This is a genomic window from Sphingomonas telluris (assembly GCF_022568775.1).
GTDB lineage: Bacteria > Pseudomonadota > Alphaproteobacteria > Sphingomonadales > Sphingomonadaceae > Sphingomicrobium > Sphingomicrobium telluris.
The window spans coordinates 174270-192452 of sequence record NZ_JAKZHW010000002.1; the positions used below are offsets into that span (position 1 = coordinate 174270).

Sequence of the window (18183 nt, forward strand, 5' to 3'; positions counted from 1 at the left end):
TCCGAAATCGAACCAGTCGTTCGAGGATGCCCCTGTGCACAAAAATAAAGAGGGCCGGATTACTCCGGCCCTCTTACCCGCTCTCAGTCAGTTTGGCTGGCTGGCGAGAGGTTCACCGCCGCATACTTGCCGCGACGATCGACCTCGATTTCGAATTCCAGTCGGTCGCCTTCGTTGAGCGTCGGCATGCCCGCACGCTCCACGGCGGAAATGTGCACGAAGGCGTCCGGCTGTCCGTCATCGCGCTGAATGAAGCCGAAGCCCTTCATCGCGTTGAAGAACTTGACGACGCCCGTCGCCTTTTCACCCGTCAGCTGCCGTTGCGGAGCGCGCTCGGCACGCTCGACCGCCATCGGCTCACCGTCGATGCGCAGGTTGGTCGCGGAGATGCGTCCACCGCGATCGACGAGCGTGAACTCGAGCGGTTGACCGTCGGCCAGGTCGGTAAGGCCCGCCTGCTCGACCGCCGAAATGTGCACGAAGACGTCTTCGCCGCCATCGTCGCGGACGATGAAGCCGAAGCCCTTCTGCGGGTTGAAGAACTTTACGACGCCTTTGCCTTCGCCGACGACTTGGGGAGGCATTCCGCCGCCACCGCCGCCGCCACCGCGAAAGCCGCCTCCACCGCCGCCGCCGCGGAAGCCACCGCCGCCGCCACCGCCGAAGCGATCGCCGCCGCCGCCGCCGCCGCCGCCGTAGCCACCGCCGCCGCCACCGCCGAAGCGATCGCCGCCGCCGCGGTATCCACCGCCGCCACCGCCGCCGAAGCCACCACGGTCGGAGAATCCGCCGCGGTCGCCAAAGCTGCTGCTCTCACCACCGAAAAAGTCGTCGCGCTTGTCACGGCCGCGACCACCGCGGTCCCCCTTACGCCCTCTATCGAAACCCATGCCCGTCCAAAATCCTTGTGCCCGCAATACCTTAGAACCAACGCGCTGGGCCCAGGAAGCGCAACCGGTCAGGCGCGTCATTTGTTCACGCACCTTTCAGCGCCTTACATCAAAAAAGCGCTCCTCTCCAGTGGTTCCCGACTCTTTGCCGTGACATGGCCTGAAGCAGCGGCGAAGAAGGTCTGCTAAGGGGACAGGAAAGAATGGCCAGGACGATTGAATGAGCATCCATTTCCACGAAGAAGACCTCCCCTCGGACGTTGAATTCCAAGGAGCAATTGCCGTCGATACCGAGGCGATGGGCCTTTATCCCGGCCGCGACAGGCTATGCCTCGTGCAGCTGTCCGACGGCCGAGGGGAAGAGCATCTCGTCCGGTTCCGCCGCGGCAGCGACTACGCCGCGCCGAACCTGAAGGCGCTGCTCGCCGATTCGAATCGGCTCAAACTTTACCATTTCGCCCGATTCGACGTGGCGATCATGCGTTACTACCTCGGCGTCCTCGCCGCTCCGCTTTACTGTACGCGCACGGCTTCGCGCCTAGTCCGGACCTACACGGACCGGCATGGTCTCAAGGAACTGGTCAAGGAAATGCTGAACATCGACCTGTCGAAGCAGCAGCAGACGAGCGACTGGGGCGCGCCCGAACTCAACGATGCCCAGCGCGAATATGCGGCCAGCGACGTCCGCTACCTTCACCAACTGAAGGAGAAGCTCGACGAGCGCCTCGCGCGCGAGAACCGCGTCGAACTTGCCCAGTCCTGCTTCGACTTCCTTCCGCACCGCGCTCTGCTCGACCTTGCCGGTTGGGCCGAGCAGGACATTTTTGCACACGATGGCTGAGGACTGAGGCTGGAATGTCCGATCTCGCCTCCAGGGAACGCGATACGAAGCAGCGCTGGGCTGTGCCCGGCGGTTCGCACGATCGCATCGTGCGCTTCGCCAAGATCGCGTTGCCGAGCGCCGTCGGCGTGATCATCGCGTTCCTTGCGATGTCGCCCCTCGATAAGCGCGGGGACGTCAGCTTCATTCTCGACAAGAACAAGGTCGAGAATGTGCCCGAGCGCATGCGCGTGGAGCAAGCCCGCTATGTCGGCGAGGACAACAAGGGCCAGAAGTTTCAGATCACTGCCAACCGCGCACTACAGCGCAGCTCCGAGCAGCCGATCGTCGACATCTGGGGAATGCTCGCGCGGATCGGCCTTGCCGACGGTCCCGTCACCGTCGCGGCGAACCAGGGTCGCTACAACCTCGACCAGCAGAAGGTGGACGTGGAAGGTCCCGTAAAGGTCGCCGGTCCCCAGGGAGAACAGCTCGCCACGCGCAATGTGACCGTGGATTTCAAGCAGAACACGGTTGAGAGCAAAGGGGGCGTGACGGGCCGGACGGAGCTCGGCGAGTTCCAGGCCAACCGGATGCACGCGAACCTTTCTGACCGAACGGTCGTGCTCGATGGCGGCGCTCGCTTGAAAATCGTACAGGGGACCGTCAGATGACGACGATGCGACGGTTGAGCTTCCTTTTCGTGCCGCTTGCCCTGGCTTCGGCGACCGCCGGGGCCCAGTCGCAGCCGTCCCAGCAACAGCAGCCGATCTCTGCGCTGAAGGGACATAACAGCAATGCGCCGATCGACGTCGCGGCGGACCGGATCGAGGTTCAGGACCGCGCCGACCGCGCGATCTTTGCCGGGAACGTCCATGTGAAGCAGGACGAACTGACCCTCGATACCGCACGCCTCACGGTCGCCTACACCAGCGGCGGCGGAGTCCAGATTCAGCGGCTCGACGCGAGCGGCGGCGTGACGGTGCATAGCCCGTCCGAGACCGCACGCGGCTCGTTCGGCATCTACGATCTCGATCGTAAGCTGATCACGCTGGTCGGCGACGTCGTCCTCCAGCGCGAGGGCTCGCAGATCAACGGGCAGCGGCTGGTCATCGACCTCGATTCCGGCCGCGCAGTGATCGAGGGCGGTCCAGCGGGCGTCGGCCAGAGCGGCGGACGCGTGACTGGGCACTTCACTGTCCCGCAGAAGAAGGGCGGCTGATGAACGAGGCCACCACTCTCCCGCGGCCCGCGGTCGAACCGCGACTCGCGAGCGGCGGCCTGGAGGTCAGGTCGATCGCCAAGGCGTACGACCGCCGCGCGGTGCTTCACGACGTGTCGCTCGACGTCCACCGCGGCGAGGTCGTCGGGCTGCTCGGCCCCAACGGCGCCGGCAAGACGACCTGCTTCTACTCGGTCATGGGCCTGGTGAAGCCGGACAGCGGCCGCATCTTCCTCGACGGCCAAGACATCACCGAGCTGCCGATGTACCGGCGGGCGATCCTCGGCCTTGGGTACCTGCCCCAGGAAACGTCGATCTTTCGCGGCCTGACGGTCGAGCAGAACATCATGTCCGTCCTCGAAGTGTCGGAGCCCGAAAAGGAGGCGCGCCGCGCCCGGTTGGAGCAGCTGCTCGGGGAGTTCGGCCTGACGCATCTTCGCGAATCGCCGGCGATGGCGCTGTCAGGCGGTGAGCGCCGCCGGTGCGAGATCGCGCGCGCGCTTGCGGCCGATCCGTCGATCATGCTGCTCGACGAACCGTTCGCGGGCATCGACCCGATCTCCATCGCGGATATCCGCGAGCTCGTCCGCGAGCTGAAGAAGCGCGACATCGGCGTGCTGATCACCGACCACAACGTTCGCGAGACGCTCGATATCGTCGACCGCGCCTGCATCATCTACGATGGGCAGGTGCTGTTCGCGGGCACGCCGCAAGCCCTTGTCGCAGATCATGAAGTGCGGCGACTTTATCTCGGTGAGAGCTTCGCCCTTTAGGTTTTCCCGCTAGTATCGGCCCATGGCTCTCGGCCCCCGCCTAGACATTCGACAGACGCAGGCGCTCGTCCTGACGCCGCAGCTGACGCAGGCCATTCGGCTGCTGCAGCTGTCGAACCTCGAGCTGGAAGCGGTGATCGCCGAGGAGATGTCGAAGAATCCGCTTCTGGAGGGCGGTTCCGGGGAAGATGAGGGCGGATCCGCTCCGGAAGCGCCACAAGCCGAAGTCCTGGATTCGCTGGAGGAGCCCGCGGCCCCGGGCGCGGACGAGCTGATGGTGTCGTCGGACGGCACTTCGGATCAGCCGCTCGATTTCGACTGGAACAGCGAGGCGTTGGAAACCGACAGCTTCACCGATGTCGTGACGAGCACGGCGAGTTCCGAGGACGGACCCGACTTCGAACGGATGGAATATGCGGCGGACTCGCTCGCCGAGCACCTGCTCAATCAGCTTCATGGTGCGAGCGGCCAAGTTGGGCAGCTCGCGCGGGCGATTGCCGAGATGCTCGACGAGACCGGTTATCTCACGCTGCACGTCCGCGATATTGCCGAGGCGACGGACGAGCCAGTAGCGCTAGTCGAGGATGCGCTCGCGCTGGTGCAGGACCTGGAGCCGGCGGGCGTCGGGGCTCGCAATCTCGCGGAATGCCTGGCGCTGCAGGCCAAGGCAGCCGACCGCTATGACCCGGCGATGGCGCGGCTGATCGACAATCTCGAGCTGCTCGCGAAAGGGCGGATGGCGGACCTCAAGCGGATTTGCGGCGTCGACGACGAGGACCTTGCCGACATGGTACGGGAGCTTCGCGCTTACGATCCGAAGCCGGGCTGCCAGTTCTCGAGCAAGGGCGTCGAGAGCGTCACGCCCGACGTCTTCGTCCGCAAGACGCGCGCGGGCTACGCAGTCGAGCTGAACACGGCAACGCTGCCGCGCCTGCTCGTCAATCGCCGCTACTATCAGGAACTGAAGAGCGGCCCGCAGGACAAGTCATCGCGGGCATGGTTGAGCGAATGCCTCGCCAGCGCCAACTGGCTGGTGAAGGCGCTCGACCAGCGAGCGCGGACCATCGTCAAGGTCGTCACCGAGATCACCAAGTGTCAGCAAGGCTTCTTCGAGGAAGGCGTCAGCGCGATGAAGCCAATGACGCTGCGGGAGGTCGCCGAGGCGATCGAAATGCATGAATCGACGGTCAGCCGCGTGACGTCGAACAAATACATGCTTTGCGACCGCGGTCTGTTCGAGCTGAAGTATTTCTTCTCCTCCGGCGTCGCCTCGACCGAAGGGGATGGAGAAGGCGCCTCCGCGGAGGCGGTAAAGGCCGCGATCCGCGACATCATTGATGGCGAGACCGAGATCCTGAGCGACGACGCCATCGCAGGCTTGCTCAAGCAGCGCGGTTTCGACTGCGCCCGCCGGACCGTGGTCAAATATCGCGAGGCGATGGGGATTGGCTCGTCGGTCCAGCGCCGCCGCCAGCGCAAGATCGCCGGCGCTGCCTAGGCCCCGTTCGAGACCCTCGCCCAGATCGGAAGGTGATCGGACGCGCGCCGGGCGGACGGGCTCATGTGGACGCCCGCCGCGTCGATGCGGAAGTCCTTTTCGACGATGATGCGGTCCAGCGCTGCGACCGGATGGCGCGAGTGGAAGCTGGGGCCCGTCGGCGCGATGTGAAAATGCGGTTCAAAATCGCGCAGGCAGCCTGCGGCTTCGCGCCATTCGTTGGTGTCACCCATGAAGATGGTCGGCATGCGCTGCGGGCGCTTCGCAACGGCATCGAGGATCGACCGAATCTGACGACGGCGCCACAAGCCGGACAGGTCGAGGTGCATGCCGACGACGCGGATCGGCTGCTCTTCGATCAGCAGCTCGGCAAGCACGGCGCCGCGCGGCTCGAAGGTCGGCAGCTCCAGCGCTGCGCAATCGAGCACGCCGATGTGCTGCTTCACGAGGATGGCATTGCCGTGCCAGCCCATGTTGCGCGTGTTGACCTTGAGCAAGGCGTCGACGTGCTTGCCGCCGGGCATATGGTCGAGCACGCGGCGGTGCTTCACGCCGAAGTAGACCGGCTTGTACATGCCGTGCGTGTCGATCAGCTCATGCGGGACCGCGGCGCCCCGGCCGCCGAAGCGCTTGTCCGCCTCCTGCAGCGCGACGATGTCCGCATCCATTTCGTGCAGCACGTCGAGCACGCGCTGCGGGTCGCGCCGGCGATCGGTACCGATCGCCTTGCGGACGTTGTAGCTGGCAACAGTGATCGACGGCTGAGCAGTCACCCTAGCGCGAACCCCGACGGCTGACGGCAGTTCCTTAGACGTCCAGGTTCGCGACGCTGAGCGCATTCTCCTGGATGAACTCGCGCCGCGGCTCGACGATGTCGCCCATCAGCCGCGTGAAGATCTCGTCGGCCACGTCGGCCTGCGCAATCTCGACCCGCAGGAGCGATCGGTTGGCCGGGTCCAGCGTCGTCTCCCACAGCTGCTCGGCATTCATTTCACCGAGACCTTTGTAGCGCTGGATACTGAGGCCCTTGCGACCGGCGGCGAGCACGGCGTCCAGAAGCTCGGACGGACGCGAAACCGCGACTGCCTTGCCCTTCGTGTCTGCCTCGGTCGGCTGTTCGTCGGCCTCCACGCCTTCGATCGGCTCAGGCTTCTGCTCCTCGGTCATGGCGCCCTTCTTGAGCGTCTTGAGCAGCGACGGCGCGGCGTAGACGGCCGCCTGCTCCGCTGAGAGCGAAGCCAGCTTTCGCGCCTCGGCCGAGATGAGGAAGCTCTTTTCGAAGATGTAGGCGTCGGTCACGCCGCGCCACAGGCGGCGCAACAGGTAACCGCCCTCGGCCGCTACTTCGCCCGACCATTGTGCCTCTTCGTCCGCCCGGCCGAGCCATTCGGCGGTCGCAGCGATGGCCTTCTCCTGGCCCGCCTGGTCGACGTTGGTCTTGAGCGCGCCGTTGATGGCCAGCGCCTCGATCAGCGCGGGACTATATTTGCGCGGAGCGTAGCGCATCAGCGTGCGCATGCGGCGCGCATGGTCGACGAGCGAACGCAGGTCCTGGCCGCTGCGCGAACCGTCCTTGGTGTCCAGGACCAGCCCGTCGAGACCGGCTTCGACGAGATATTCGTCGAGCGCCGCATCGTCCTTCAGATAGACCTCCGACCGGCCGCGGCTCACCTTGTACAGCGGCGGCTGGGCGATCATCAGGTGCCCGTTTTCGATCAGCTCGGGCATCTGCCGGTAGAAGAAGGTCAACAGCAGGGTTCGGATGTGAGCGCCGTCCACGTCGGCGTCCGTCATGATGACGATCTTGTGATAGCGCAGCTTCTCGAGGTTGAATTCTTCGCGGCCGATGCCGGTCCCTAACGCCTGGATCAGAGTTCCGATCTCCTTCGATCCGAGCATTCGGTCGAACCGCGCCCGCTCGACGTTCAGAATTTTGCCCTTGAGCGGGAGGATGGCCTGGTTCTGCCGATTCCGGCCCTGCTTGGCGGAGCCGCCGGCGGAGTCACCCTCGACCAGGAACAGTTCACTGAGCGCCGGATCGCGCTCCTGACAGTCGGCGAGCTTCCCGGGCAGCGACGCGATGCCCATGACCGACTTGCGGCTGGCTTCGCGCGCCTTGCGTGCGGCTTCGCGCGCCGCAGCGGCGTCGATGACCTTCTGGATGATGGCGCGGGCGTTGGCCGGATTTTCCTCCAGCCATTCGCTCATCTTGTCGCTCATCAGGCTTTCGAGCGGCTGGCGAACTTCCGAGCTGACCAGCTTGTCCTTGGTCTGAGAGCTGAACTTCGGGTCGGGCAGCTTCACCGAGACGATCGCGGTCAGGCCTTCGCGCATGTCGTCGCCGGTCAGCGTGACCTTCTCCTTCTTCAGGAGGCCCGACTTTTCCGCATAGCCATTGAGCGTGCGGGTCAACGCGGCGCGGAACGCGGCCATGTGCGTGCCGCCGTCGCGCTGCGGGATGTTGTTCGTGAACGGGAGGACGTTCTCGTAGTAGCTGTCGTTCCACTCCAGCGCGACGTCGATGCCGATGCCGTCGCGGACCGCCGAGATGGCGATCGGATCGGGGAACAGAGGCGTCTTGGCGCGATCGAGATAGCGCACAAAGGCACCGATGCCGCCCTCGTAATAGAGCTCGTGCTCAACGCGCTCTTCGTGGCGGGCATCGGCCAGAATGATACGGACGCCCGAGTTGAGGAAGGCGAGCTCGCGATAGCGGTGCTCGAGGCTCTCGAAGTCGAACTCCGTGATCTTGAAGGTCTCGGGCGAGGGAAGGAAGGTCACCCGTGTGCCCTTCTTGCCCTCGGGCGCAGGGCCGACGAGCTTCAGCGGTGCCTCGGCGTCGCCGTGGCGGAAGCGCATGAAATGCTCTTCGCCGTCACGCCAGATAGTGAGCTCGAGCCATTCCGAGAGGGCGTTGACGACCGAGACGCCGACGCCGTGCAGGCCGCCCGAAACCTTGTAGGCATTGTCGTCTGACGTGTTCTCGAACTTACCGCCGGCATGGAGCTGGGTCATGATGACCTCGGCCGCCGAAACGCCCTCCTCCGGATGGATGCCGGTCGGAATCCCGCGGCCATTGTCCTCGACGGAAACCGAGCCGTCCGGGTTGAGGGTGATCAGGACGCGGTCGCAGTGACCGGCAAGCGCTTCGTCGATCGCATTATCGCTAACCTCGAACACCATGTGGTGGAGGCCTGAGCCGTCGTCGGTGTCGCCGATGTACATGCCGGGACGCTTGCGCACGGCATCGAGGCCCTTGAGGACCTTGATGCTCTCGGCGCCATAGGAATTGGTGTTGGGATCGGTTGCCATGATGTCCGGGATAGGAGGATAGGTCGCAAAAGTCTCGGTCAAACGCGCGCACGCACGCGCGCGTGAGTCCGTAATCCCCGATATAGGTATTCGCCAGCGGGTTTTCGAGCTTGCTTGCGGGCGGTCCAGCCGTAGCCGCAGGCGCTCACTCCGTGTCAATTCGGTACGTAATTTCCTGTTGTTAGCCGCTTTTCCTTATCTAAAGTTAATGTCATAATAACTTTACGGTGGAGGCGAGTCGGGCTCGCCATTTCATTCCAGGCGGCCACTTCGTGCAGGGGCAACGAAGGGAGGCTTCGAATGCGCAAAGCTACTCTAGCGCTGCTTGCCGGCAGCGCTTTGATTGCAACACCGGCTTGGGCCGACGGTCCGGCGTGGGAGTTCACCAGCGCCAGTAACAGCTTCACGAACGGCAGTTGGGATTTCGCCAACAGTTTCACCGTGCTGAATGAAGTCACGGTGAGCGGACTTGGCTGGTACGCCGATCCACTAACCGGCAATGTCGATTCCAATCCCGTGGCACTTTGGCGCTGCGACACCTCCGGCTGCCTGACGACCGGAACGCTTTTGGCGCAGGTCACGGTGGACAATACCTACGGCCTGCAGGGACACTTTCGGTACGTCACGATACCCGAGCTCCTGCTGCTCCCTGGCGACTATTTGATCGGCGGCGTGAGTGATACAAATAACTACACGTGGAACGACGTTGGCTTCGCCACCGATCCGAACATCACTTACAATGATAATCGCTGGTTCAGCACTTCGTCTGGCGCAATGCCGACCTTTGACACAGTCGTGCGTAACGACGTAGCGGATGGGTACTGGGGCCCGAACCTGTTTTTCGGCGAGCCAACTTTCACCGAGAGCGTCCCGGAACCGGCTACTTGGACGATGATGCTGCTGGGCTTTAGTGCCACCGGCTTTGCCCTTCGCCGCAGCCGCAAGGCGAAAGCGCTCACGCAGCTCGCCTGATGTGACGATGTTCCTCCCGGCTTCGCCACTCCACGCTCGGAGGTGGCGAAGCTGGGGGGTTCCTTGCTTAGCCCTGCGCCCTATGCGCACCTGACGGACGACGGCGTCCGCGGCCGCCGAACGGCTTCGGCCGGCCACCTTCCGGACGATGAGCCGGATGACCTTCACCGCGATGCGGATGCCGCTGCTGCGGACGGTCGGTGCGCTGCTGGCCGGAGCGCGGCTGCCCCGAACGATCCTGGTTGGAGCGCTCGTTGCGATGCTCTGAGCGCTGGCCCGCAGGCCGTTCGCTGCGGTGCTCTTGCCGCTGACCAGAACGATCGTTGCGGTTCTCGCGACGCTGGCCGTCGGCACGGCGACCAGCCTTGAAGCCGCGCGACGGCGCGCGTCGGGGCTGTTCGGCCTTCGGAGCGGGCTTGAGGCGCTTCAACGCGTCCGCCTGCTGGAGGAAATCCTCCGGCAGCGGCGCAACGTCGACCTTCTGGCGGGTGAGCCGCTCGATATCGCGCAGCAGGCCGCGCTCATCGGGCGAGCAGAAGGCAATCGCCTTGCCCTCGGCGCCGGCGCGGGCCGTGCGTCCGATACGGTGCACGTACTGCTCCGGAACTTCCGGAAGGTCATAGTTGATGACGTGGCTGACACCCGGGATGTCGATCCCGCGCGCAGCAATGTCCGTTGCGATGAGGACCGAGACTTCGCCCGAACGAAACTGGGCGAGCGCCCGTTCGCGCTGCGCCTGGCTCTTGTTGCCGTGGATGGCGTTGGACGCGTTTCCGGCCGCCTCGAGCAGACGAACGATCTTGTCTGCGCCATGCTTGGTGCGGCTGAACACGAGCGTACGTTCGGTCTGCTCGGATCGCAGGAACATGGTCAGCAGCGCGGTCTTTTCCGCCTGATTGACCAGGACGACCTTCTGCTGGACGCGATCCGCGGTCTTGGCGACGGGCGTCACCGCGACCTCGGCCGGGTTGGTCAGATAGCGGTCCGCGAGTTCCTTGATCGCCTTCGGCATGGTGGCCGAGAAGAACAGGGTCTGGCGCTTCGCCGGCACGAGGCTGACGATCCGCTTCAGCGCATGGATGAAGCCCAGGTCGAGCATCTGGTCGGCCTCGTCCAGGACGAGGATCTCCAGCTCGCGCAGGCTCAGGGCGCGCTGGTCGATCAGGTCCAGCAGCCGCCCCGGGGTCGCGACGAGCACGTCGAGGCCGCGCGCGACGGTGCGCACGCTCTTCGAATTCGGAACGCCGCCGAAGATGACGCCGACCGACAGGCGCATGAAGCGACCGTAGGTCTGCGCGCTGTCCGCGATTTGCGATGCAAGTTCGCGGGTCGGGGCGAGAACCAGCATGCGGATCTGGCCCGGCTTGGGGATGTTGCGGTTGGCGGCCAGACGGTCGAGCGACGGCAGCATGAACGCCGCCGTCTTGCCCGTGCCCGTCTGGGCGATGCCAAGCAGATCGCGGCCGGTCAGGACCGTCGGGATCGCCTGGGACTGGATCGGCGTCGCCTGAGCGTAATTCTTGGCCGCAAGCGCGTCGAGCAGGGGCTTGGAAAGCCCCAGATTATGAAAGGACATGAAAATTCCAATATGAAACGGCCGCGCAAAACGCGCGGTCCGAGGGGGTCAAAAAAGCGCCCCGCGTGAATTGGAGAGCAAAGTCGATCGAAGCGCGGGCCGGGTCCTCGAACTCGGTCGAGACCGTTCACGCCGCTTGGAAAAGCGCTTCGTGTTGCAGTGCGATATAGTGAGAAACCGCGGAAAGTCTAGGTTTGCTGAACCGAGCCGCCTTCGACGTGGAAGCGGCTGGCTCCGCCGATACCATCGAACAGCTCCGCTTCGGTGGCCGTCATCCACACCTGGCCGCGCTTTTCGAGGCGTCCGAACAGGGCTGCGCGGCGTTTCGGATCGAGATGGGCGGCAACTTCGTCCAGCAGCAGGATCGGCGGTTCGCCACGGCGCTCGGCCACGAGCTCCGCATGCGCAAGGACCAAGCCCAGCAGGAGTGCCTTCTGCTCCCCCGTTGATGAGCGGGCAGCTTCAATCTGCTTGGCGCGGTGCCTGACGATCAGATCCTGCCGGTGCGGGCCCGACGTTGCGCGTCCGGCCGTCGTATCGCGGCTGCGGTTGGCGCTCAGCTCTGCGGAGAGGTCGCCTTGCTGCCAGCCGTGGATGGCGATTGCTGCGCGGGCAAACTCATCCTCTGGCGCAGACTCCAGCCGCTCTTCCAGCGCGGAGACGGTGCGCTGCCGAGCGGCGGCAATGGCCGTGCCATGCTCCGCCATCTGCTGTTCGAGGGCAGCCAGCCATGAAGGATCCGCAGGCGCTTCGTCGGTCAGCAGCTTGGTCCGGGCGCGCATTGCAGCCTCGTAGCGCGACGCGTGGTGAGCGTGGCTGGGCTCAAGCGCGAGCACGAGACGATCAAGGAACCGGCGGCGGTCGCCCGCGGAGCCGAGGAAGAGGCGGTCCATCGCGGGCGTCAGCCACAGGACGGAAAGCCATTCGCTGAGCGAGTTCACCGAAGCGGGAGCGCCGTTGACGCGCACCTGGCGGCGCTCGGGCGCTGCAGCGAGCGTGCCCGTGCCGATCTCGCTTTCGCGGAGACGCGCGGCCACGGCAAAGCCGCCCTCTCCGCCAACCCGCGTCATTTCCGACAGGGGTGCGCCGCGAAGCCCGCGGCCCGGGCTGAGCAAAGAGACGGCTTCGAGAAGGTTGGTCTTCCCGGCTCCGTTCTCGCCCGAGAGCAGGACAAAGCCGGGGCCCGGCTCGATCAGCGCCGACGGATACGAACGGAAGTCGGTGAGGGCGAGGCGGCTGACCGGCACGGCACCGGCTTAGCCGCTATTGATCCCGGCGGTCGATAACCTCGAAATGGGAGGCCCATTCGTCGAAGCGGGTAAGGACGGCTTGCGCGGCAGCGGGCACGTGGCTGACGGCATAATCCTCGCCCATGAACGCCTTGATGGCGTCGAGGCTGTCGAACCACATCAGGGTCTGGAACTCGATTTCGTTGCCGAGGTCGCGGCGCATGAGACCGATGTGGCGGAAGCCCGGAATGCGACGGGCCTCGATGCCCGGAATGACCTCGCCACGCACGATCCGCTCGTAGGCGTCTGCATCTTCCGGCGTCGTCCAGCCGCGCCACAGCCGGCAGATCATCCGCCTTCACTCACGGTAAAGTGGCACCTTGGCCTTACACTCGTTCACGGATACGGGAGTCGGGTCGAGGTTCGTCACGACCCAGCAATCGTCGAAGACCGAGCAATAGCAAAGCCGCGTCTTGATGCGTCCCGACTGCCGAAAGACATCGAACGCGTGTGCCTCGGCCCGATCGCCCTGGCCGGCGTGAAACTCGACGTACGGGACGATATCGCCGGGCCTGATCATACGCCCAAGCAGCGTTGAGCTGCTGACAGCCGCATGTTCGCCAGAACCGCAGCAAGAGGTCAGGATCTGTCGCAGACGCTGAACGGGCTTGTCGTCGACCAGTATCTCAGCCGTTGCGATCCGGGCCGGGCCAACCCCCTGGTTGACGACGTTGAGTGATACCGCGCCGTTTGGGCCGTTGCTTCCGTAAATCTGCAGGTACGGGAGCGAATTGGCCTCTACCAGCTTCTCATTCTGGTGAACAAGTTCCTTCATCACCTGCCCGTGGTGCCAGGCGATGAAAATTGACGCGAACGAGACGAACAACGCTGCGAGTGGCAGCGCGAAGTCTAGCCCACGATGACCGGTCTTGTGGTGCTGGACGTGAGGATGTTCGATCTCCACGTCCATTGGATCGGGCTCTCCGCTCACACCCGCATGGGCATGAGGACGTACAACGCCGAATTATTGTCCTTCTCGCGCAGAAGGGTCGGAGCCGCGGCATCGGCGAGGTGGACTTCGACCGTGTCGCCGTCAATCTCACTGAGGATGTCGAGCAGGTAACGGGCGTTGAAGCCGATCTCGAGCCCGTCGGCGCCATAGTCGGCAGCCAGCTCTTCTGTCGCAGTGCCAGCTTCGGGTGAAGTCACCGACAGCGTTACCTTGTCGCGATCGACGTTCATCTTCACCGCCCGAGTCTTCTCGCTCGCGATGGTCGACACGCGGTCAACGCCTTGCGCGAAGGTCTTCGGATCAAGCTTCAGCAGCTTGTCGTTCGCGGTCGGGATGACGCGGTTGTAGTCGGGGAAAGTGCCGTCAATCAGCTTGCTGGTCAGCACCGCGCTGCCGAGGCCGAAGCGGATTTTCGTCGGCGACAGCGAGACTTCAACCGTGCCTTCAAGCTCTTCGAGAAGCTTGCGTAGCTCCGCGACGCACTTCCGCGGGACGATCACGTCCGGCATGCCGTCGGCGCCATCGGGCTTGGCGACCGTCACGCGCGCGAGGCGGTGCCCGTCCGTCGCGGCGGCCTTCAGCTGGTCGTCAGCGACATGCAGGAAGATGCCCATCAAATAATAGCGGGTCTCTTCGGTCGAGATGGCAAAGCGGGTCTTGTCGATGATCTGTCGAAGGGTCGCCGCCGGAAGCTCGAACCGGGTCGGCAGGTCACCCTCGGCGATCACCGGGAAGTCGTCCCGCGGGAGCGTCGAGAGATTGAAGCGCGCGCGGCCCGCCGTCAGCTGCATCTTGCCTTCGGCCGCGTTGAGCTCGACCTGGCTGCCATCGGGCAGCTTGCGGACGATGTCGAACAGCGTGTGTGCGGAGACCGTGGTCGCGCCGGGCGTGCTCACATTGGCCGGAACGCTCTCGTCTACTTGGAGGTCGAGGTCGGTCGCCATCAGGCGGATAGATCCGTCGTCACGCGCCTCGATGAGGACGTTCGAAAGGATCGGGATGGTGTTGCGGCGCTCCACGACCGACTGGACGTGGCTCAGGCTCTTAAGGAGTGTCGCCCGCTCAATCGTCGCTTTCATGCGTCGTCCCTGCCCCCAAACATGCCGATTTCGCTTCGTTTATAGCGAGCGTTCGGCTGCTTGGAAGCAGGAAAGGCGCTTGGAAGGCGCTGCGGCGCTACTTCTTGGCCGCGCCCTTGTCCGCCGACGGCGCGAGGACGGCATCGACATATTGGACCACGCCGTTCGAGCGCTGCTGATCGCCCTCCACGATCGTTGCCTTCCCGCCCGACGTGTCGGTCAACACGACCTTGCCGCCTTCCTTCGTGGCCGTGAGCGTCTGGCCGTTCATGGTCTGGACGAGAGCCTTGCCCTTGCCGTTGTCCACGGCCTTGCCAAGGTCGTCGATCAGGACCGTTCCCGGCAGGATGTGATAGGTGAGGACCCGGGTCAGTTCGGCGCGGTTCTCCGGCTTTGCGGGCTCCGCAAGCGCGCCCTGGACACTGGCGAACGCTTCATCCTTGGGCACGAGCACCGTGTAGGGGCCGGGACCGGCAAGCGTGGAGTCCAAGCCCGCCGCATGGGCGGCCTGATAGAAACGTCCGTTCTTGTCGAGCGCATCGGCGATGGTCTGGTTGCCGGCCTTCTTCGCCGCTTCGGCCGGCTGGGCGGGCGTGCTGTTCGCATTGTCGCTCTTGTTGCAGCCACTCGCCGCCAGAGCCGCCGCAATCGCAGCAGCCGCAAACAGTCTGGAGGTCATCACTTTCTCCCGGATTCTTTTGTTTTGAGGGCGAAACGGCCCCGCAACGCATGCGGGGCCGTCCGCGATCCATGAAATCGCAATCAGACGATTGCGCGGACGATCGCCGTGATCAGCTGCGTCGTCGGGTCGACCTGGTAGATGTAGCCGTTGTTGTAACGGTACCAGGCGTCCGGCCTGTCGTAGTAGCTGTCGCGATACGCCATCGGCACATTGTAGACCGAATAGGCCGGCGGGAGCGGCTGGCCGACCGAAAGGCCGCCCGTCAGCAGCGACGCCACCGACGTGATCAGCTGCGTGTCGCGGTCCACCTGGTAGATCGCGCCCGGCGCATAGCGGTACATATAGTCCGGCGTGTCGTAGTACATGTCCCGGTACTGGTACGGCACGTTGTAGGAGCTATAGCCGACCGGCAGCATCTGCCCGACGCCGTACCCGTTATCTAGCAGTGGGATCACGTCCTCGACCATCCCCGTGCCGGCGTCGAGGCGGTACACGTACCCGTCGTCGTAGCGATAATAATCGTACGGCGTGTCCGGATAGAAGGACTGGTAGTAGCTCGGAACGTAGTAGGACGGCTGGTTGTAGTAGGGGAAATACTGCCCCACGCCGTAGCCCGCGCCGATCAACGGCAGCAGGGCGGCGACCAGATTGTTCGCCCGATTGACGCGGTACAAGTAGCCGTCGCCGTAACGGTAATAATAATCGGGCGTGTCGCCATAGATGTACCGAAGGTCGTTCGGGATGTAGTTCGACGCGTAGTAGGTCGGCAGGACTTGGCCGACGAACTGCGACCGGGCGAGGCCCGGCGGGACGCAGGCCGGCGACTTCTTCGCCAGGCCCGGCGGGCACCCGACGTACGACGCCGGGAGTCCGCGATAGCCATAGTAGCGGTCCCAATCATTGTCGTTCCAGTCGCGCCACTGGTCGTAGCGGCGATAGTCGTCACGGTTCCGCACGACGATGCGGTTGTCGTCGAACGCCGCGATGCGCACGTTGTTGTCCATGTTCACGCGGCGCGCGTGATCGAGGTCGCGGAAGGTCCCGTTCTCGACCGCCATGCGGCGATCGCCGCGACGGTTCTGGACATCGAAATGCTGGTTGCCGCGGTTGTCGGCGCGAAGCTCGCGCTTCCCGTTGCCATGCCCGCGCTCATTCTGGACGAAACGCTGTCCCTGATTGCCGCGATTGTCGATGCGCTGCGCCTTGTTGCCGCCGTGACCGCGTTCGTTCTGGACGAGGCGCTGGTTGCCACCGCCGCGCTCGGTACGCTGCGTCTTCTGGCCGCCGTGGCCGCGTTCCGACTGGAAGTTGGCGAAGCGCGCCTGATTTCCGCCGCCGTGACGCTCGATCTTTTGGGAGCCGCCGCGTTGCGCCTGCATTTGGCGGCCACCACCGCCGCCACGTTGGGCCTTCTGGCCCCCGCCGCCACGCTGCTGCTGGGCGGCAAAGTTCCGGCCTCCACCGCCGCCACCACGTTGCGCCTTTTGGCCACTACCGCCGCCCCGTTGGGCCTTCTGCCCACCGCCGCCGCCACGGGCCTGCTGACCGCCGCCGCCGTGGCCGCCGCCACCGCCGCGCGCCTGTTGTTCGCCACCGTTGCCGCCGCCACCATGGCCGCCGCCCGGCTTCGCTGCTGCTGGGACGGCGATTGCAAATGCCGCGACGCCAGCTGCCAGGATGAGCTTCCTCATCGTGAAATCTCCTCTTCGATTCCCGAAGAAACGGCTCTGTTACGCAGCCGTTCCACCTGTCGGGAGGTTGAGGCATGAACTAGCGCACTAGGCTGAACCCGACATTTCAAGGGCTTGCAGGCTAGGTTAGGACTTGATGTCCTTCCTCAGGCGCGCTGCGGCGAACAGGTAGAAGACAGCGGCGAGAAGATAGAAAACGAGGCCGTAGAGGATTGAGTATCGCAACGAATCGCTGCCGTGCGCGGCCTTCATCGCGTCGGAAAACCAGCCGAGGAAGTAGATTCCGAAGGCAATGCCTATGAGGTTGTTGACGAACAGAAAGCTCGCGGAAGCCGTGGCGCGCATCGACGGGATCACGATGTGCTGGACCGCGGTGATGACCGGGCCCAGCCAGGCGAGGGCAAGCATTTGGCCGACGGTGAAGAGCAGCCAGGCAACCCACAGGTTGGGCGCAAAGAGTCCCAGCGCAAAGGTCGGAGCGGTGATCAGGAAGCAGATAGCAGGGATAAGCGCGTAGCCGCCCGGGCGCTCCGCGCCGAGCCGGTCGCCCAGCCAGCCGCCCAGCCAGGTGCCAAGCGCTCCACCGACGAGCACGATGGAGCCGTAGAACCAGCCCACATCCTCAATGGACAGGCCGAAGCTGCGATTGAAGAAGCTGGGCAGCCAGAAGATGAGGCCGTAACCCAGGATCGATCCGGACGCGGCTCCGAACGAGAGCAGCCAGAAGCTGGGATTTCCGAACAGAGCGCGCGCCACCTCTCGTCCCGGCGGCGCCGCGACGGGTGTCGCCGCATCGAAGCGTCCGCGCTGGGGTTCGGGGATCAGCAGCTTGATCAGCAACGCGGCGGGAAGACCGAGCAAGCCGACGATAATGAACGCACTACGCCACGACAGATGCGCGGCGAGCCAGCCGCCGAAAAAGACGCCGAGCGCGGATCCGATCGGAATGCCGAGCGAGTAGAAGGCCAGCGCCCGAGATCGCTTCTCGCGCGGAAAATAGTCCGAGATGAGCGAGTAGGACGGTGCGATTCCCCCGGCCTCTCCGACTGCCACGCCCATGCGCGCGACGACCAGCTGCGTGTAGTTCTGCACCATGCCGCAGGTAGCAGTGAACAGGCTCCACAGAGCGACTGCGCCCGCGATGATGTGGACCCGGCTCTTGCGGTCCGCCGCCCAGGCGATCGGAATCGCAATGAGCGCGTAGAAGATACCGAACGCAATACCGAGCTGGCTCAGCGCCGTGTCGGATAGGTTGAACTCATCCCGGATCGGCACGGCGAGGACGCCGACGATGTTCCGGTCAATGAAGTTGAAGACGTAAGCGAACAGGAGAAGCAGGAGCACGCGTGTCCGGAGCGCGCGCTCTTCGGTTGTGGGCTCGTTCATTCCGTCTTCCGCTGGCAGGACGGCGGCGGAGCAGCAAGCCC

Annotated in this window: 18 protein-coding genes; 7 read left to right on the forward strand and 11 right to left on the reverse strand. The window is 64.6% G+C overall.

The genetic code is table 11. From position 1 onward, the window contains the following. Positions 1-83: 83 nt before the first annotated feature. Positions 84-890, reverse strand: coding sequence for a cold-shock protein (locus tag LZ016_RS15565; RefSeq protein ID WP_277622771.1), 807 nt, complete (start codon positions 888-890; stop codon positions 84-86). A 220-nt stretch (positions 891-1110) separates the two neighbouring features. Here LZ016_RS15565 and LZ016_RS11830 point away from each other — a divergent pair, with 220 nt between their 5' ends. The 5 genes from LZ016_RS11830 to rpoN are packed head-to-tail and all read left to right on the forward strand — an operon-like array spanning position 1111 to position 5203. Then, positions 1111-1731, forward strand: coding sequence for a ribonuclease D (locus tag LZ016_RS11830; protein WP_241447672.1), 621 nt, complete (start codon positions 1111-1113; stop codon positions 1729-1731). A 14-nt stretch (positions 1732-1745) separates the two neighbouring features. Next, the gene (gene lptC, locus LZ016_RS11835) at positions 1746-2384 is read left to right on the forward strand and encodes an LPS export ABC transporter periplasmic protein LptC (protein ID WP_241447673.1); all 639 of its coding nucleotides are present in this window, start codon (positions 1746-1748) and stop codon (positions 2382-2384) included. After that, on the forward strand, positions 2381-2932 hold the full coding sequence (locus tag LZ016_RS11840; protein ID WP_241447674.1) for an LptA/OstA family protein: 552 nt from the start codon (positions 2381-2383) through the stop codon (positions 2930-2932). Before lptC ends, LZ016_RS11840 begins: the two co-directional genes overlap by 4 nt. After that, positions 2932-3705, forward strand: a complete 774-nt coding sequence (gene lptB / locus LZ016_RS11845; protein ID WP_241447675.1) for an LPS export ABC transporter ATP-binding protein — start codon at positions 2932-2934, stop codon at positions 3703-3705. Before LZ016_RS11840 ends, lptB begins: the two co-directional genes overlap by 1 nt. 22 nt (positions 3706-3727) lie before the next feature. After that, positions 3728-5203, forward strand: coding sequence for an RNA polymerase factor sigma-54 (gene rpoN / locus LZ016_RS11850; protein ID WP_241447676.1), 1476 nt, complete (start codon positions 3728-3730; stop codon positions 5201-5203). Here rpoN and LZ016_RS11855 read toward each other — a convergent pair. Both LZ016_RS11855 and gyrB read right to left on the reverse strand, forming a co-directional pair. Continuing rightward, complete coding sequence (locus tag LZ016_RS11855; RefSeq protein WP_241447677.1) at positions 5200-5976, reverse strand: endonuclease/exonuclease/phosphatase family protein; 777 nt, start codon at positions 5974-5976, stop codon at positions 5200-5202. The genes rpoN and LZ016_RS11855 overlap by 4 nt on opposite strands. A gap of 34 nt (positions 5977-6010) precedes the next feature. Then, entirely contained in the window at positions 6011-8515 is a 2505-nt protein-coding gene (gene gyrB, locus LZ016_RS11860) for a DNA topoisomerase (ATP-hydrolyzing) subunit B (protein ID WP_241448364.1), read from the reverse strand. 300 nt (positions 8516-8815) lie between these two features. Between gyrB and LZ016_RS11865 the strand changes: the two genes are divergently transcribed. Further along, entirely contained in the window at positions 8816-9487 is a 672-nt protein-coding gene (locus LZ016_RS11865; RefSeq protein WP_241447678.1) for a PEPxxWA-CTERM sorting domain-containing protein, read from the forward strand. A 67-nt stretch (positions 9488-9554) separates the two neighbouring features. On the opposite strand, the gene LZ016_RS11870 is transcribed toward LZ016_RS11865, so the two are convergent. From LZ016_RS11870 to LZ016_RS11900, 7 genes are all read right to left on the reverse strand, one after another. After that, complete coding sequence (locus tag LZ016_RS11870) at positions 9555-11063, reverse strand: DEAD/DEAH box helicase (RefSeq protein WP_241447679.1); 1509 nt, start codon at positions 11061-11063, stop codon at positions 9555-9557. 188 nt (positions 11064-11251) lie between these two features. Next, positions 11252-12310 carry a DNA replication/repair protein RecF gene (gene recF / locus LZ016_RS11875; RefSeq protein WP_241447680.1) on the reverse strand — a complete coding sequence of 353 codons (1059 nt, stop codon included), beginning with the start codon at positions 12308-12310 and terminating at the stop codon, positions 11252-11254. Between the two features lie 16 nt (positions 12311-12326). Next, positions 12327-12644: a hypothetical protein gene (locus LZ016_RS11880; RefSeq protein ID WP_241447681.1), complete on the reverse strand. Its 318-nt coding sequence runs from the start codon at positions 12642-12644 to the stop codon at positions 12327-12329. A gap of 6 nt (positions 12645-12650) precedes the next feature. Beyond that, entirely contained in the window at positions 12651-13262 is a 612-nt protein-coding gene (locus tag LZ016_RS11885) for a hypothetical protein (RefSeq protein ID WP_241447682.1), read from the reverse strand. 17 nt (positions 13263-13279) lie between these two features. Next, positions 13280-14383, reverse strand: a complete 1104-nt coding sequence (gene dnaN, locus LZ016_RS11890) for a DNA polymerase III subunit beta (protein WP_241447683.1) — start codon at positions 14381-14383, stop codon at positions 13280-13282. A 97-nt stretch (positions 14384-14480) separates the two neighbouring features. Beyond that, a complete protein-coding gene (locus LZ016_RS11895) occupies positions 14481-15062 on the reverse strand; it encodes a fasciclin domain-containing protein (protein ID WP_241447684.1) in 582 nt (193 codons plus the stop codon). An 83-nt stretch (positions 15063-15145) separates the two neighbouring features. Continuing rightward, positions 15146-16123, reverse strand: coding sequence for a hypothetical protein (locus tag LZ016_RS11900; protein WP_241447685.1), 978 nt, complete (start codon positions 16121-16123; stop codon positions 15146-15148). Between LZ016_RS11900 and LZ016_RS11905 the strand changes: the two genes are divergently transcribed. Further along, positions 16085-16834, forward strand: coding sequence for a hypothetical protein (locus LZ016_RS11905; protein WP_241448400.1), 750 nt, complete (start codon positions 16085-16087; stop codon positions 16832-16834). The two genes, LZ016_RS11900 and LZ016_RS11905, sit on opposite strands and share 39 nt — an antisense overlap. Before the next feature lie 48 nt (positions 16835-16882). Here LZ016_RS11905 and LZ016_RS11910 read toward each other — a convergent pair whose 3' ends face one another. After that, positions 16883-18142: a spinster family MFS transporter gene (locus LZ016_RS11910; RefSeq protein WP_241447686.1), complete on the reverse strand. Its 1260-nt coding sequence runs from the start codon at positions 18140-18142 to the stop codon at positions 16883-16885. Positions 18143-18183 lie beyond the last annotated feature (41 nt).

Bases quoted from the DNA above. Each gene is read 5' to 3' on its own strand.
- LZ016_RS11840 (WP_241447674.1), top strand. From the start codon at position 2,381: ATGACGACGATGCGACGGTTGAGCTTCCTTTTCGTGCCGCTTGCCCTG.
- gyrB (WP_241448364.1), bottom strand. From the start codon at position 8,515: ATGGCAACCGATCCCAACACCAATTCCTATGGCGCCGAGAGCATCAAG.
- LZ016_RS11910 (WP_241447686.1), bottom strand. From the start codon at position 18,142: ATGAACGAGCCCACAACCGAAGAGCGCGCGCTCCGGACACGCGTGCTC.
- LZ016_RS11865 (WP_241447678.1), top strand. From the start codon at position 8,816: ATGCGCAAAGCTACTCTAGCGCTGCTTGCCGGCAGCGCTTTGATTGCA.
- LZ016_RS11895 (WP_241447684.1), bottom strand. From the start codon at position 15,062: ATGACCTCCAGACTGTTTGCGGCTGCTGCGATTGCGGCGGCTCTGGCG.
- LZ016_RS11880 (WP_241447681.1), bottom strand. From the start codon at position 12,644: ATGATCTGCCGGCTGTGGCGCGGCTGGACGACGCCGGAAGATGCAGAC.
- lptC (WP_241447673.1), top strand. From the start codon at position 1,746: ATGTCCGATCTCGCCTCCAGGGAACGCGATACGAAGCAGCGCTGGGCT.
- rpoN (WP_241447676.1), top strand. From the start codon at position 3,728: ATGGCTCTCGGCCCCCGCCTAGACATTCGACAGACGCAGGCGCTCGTC.
- LZ016_RS15565 (WP_277622771.1), bottom strand. From the start codon at position 890: ATGGGTTTCGATAGAGGGCGTAAGGGGGACCGCGGTGGTCGCGGCCGT.
- LZ016_RS11885 (WP_241447682.1), bottom strand. From the start codon at position 13,262: ATGGACGTGGAGATCGAACATCCTCACGTCCAGCACCACAAGACCGGT.
- LZ016_RS11830 (WP_241447672.1), top strand. From the start codon at position 1,111: ATGAGCATCCATTTCCACGAAGAAGACCTCCCCTCGGACGTTGAATTC.
- dnaN (WP_241447683.1), bottom strand. From the start codon at position 14,383: ATGAAAGCGACGATTGAGCGGGCGACACTCCTTAAGAGCCTGAGCCAC.
- LZ016_RS11870 (WP_241447679.1), bottom strand. From the start codon at position 11,063: ATGTCCTTTCATAATCTGGGGCTTTCCAAGCCCCTGCTCGACGCGCTT.
- lptB (WP_241447675.1), top strand. From the start codon at position 2,932: ATGAACGAGGCCACCACTCTCCCGCGGCCCGCGGTCGAACCGCGACTC.
- LZ016_RS11900 (WP_241447685.1), bottom strand. From the start codon at position 16,123: ATGGCGGTCGAGAACGGGACCTTCCGCGACCTCGATCACGCGCGCCGC.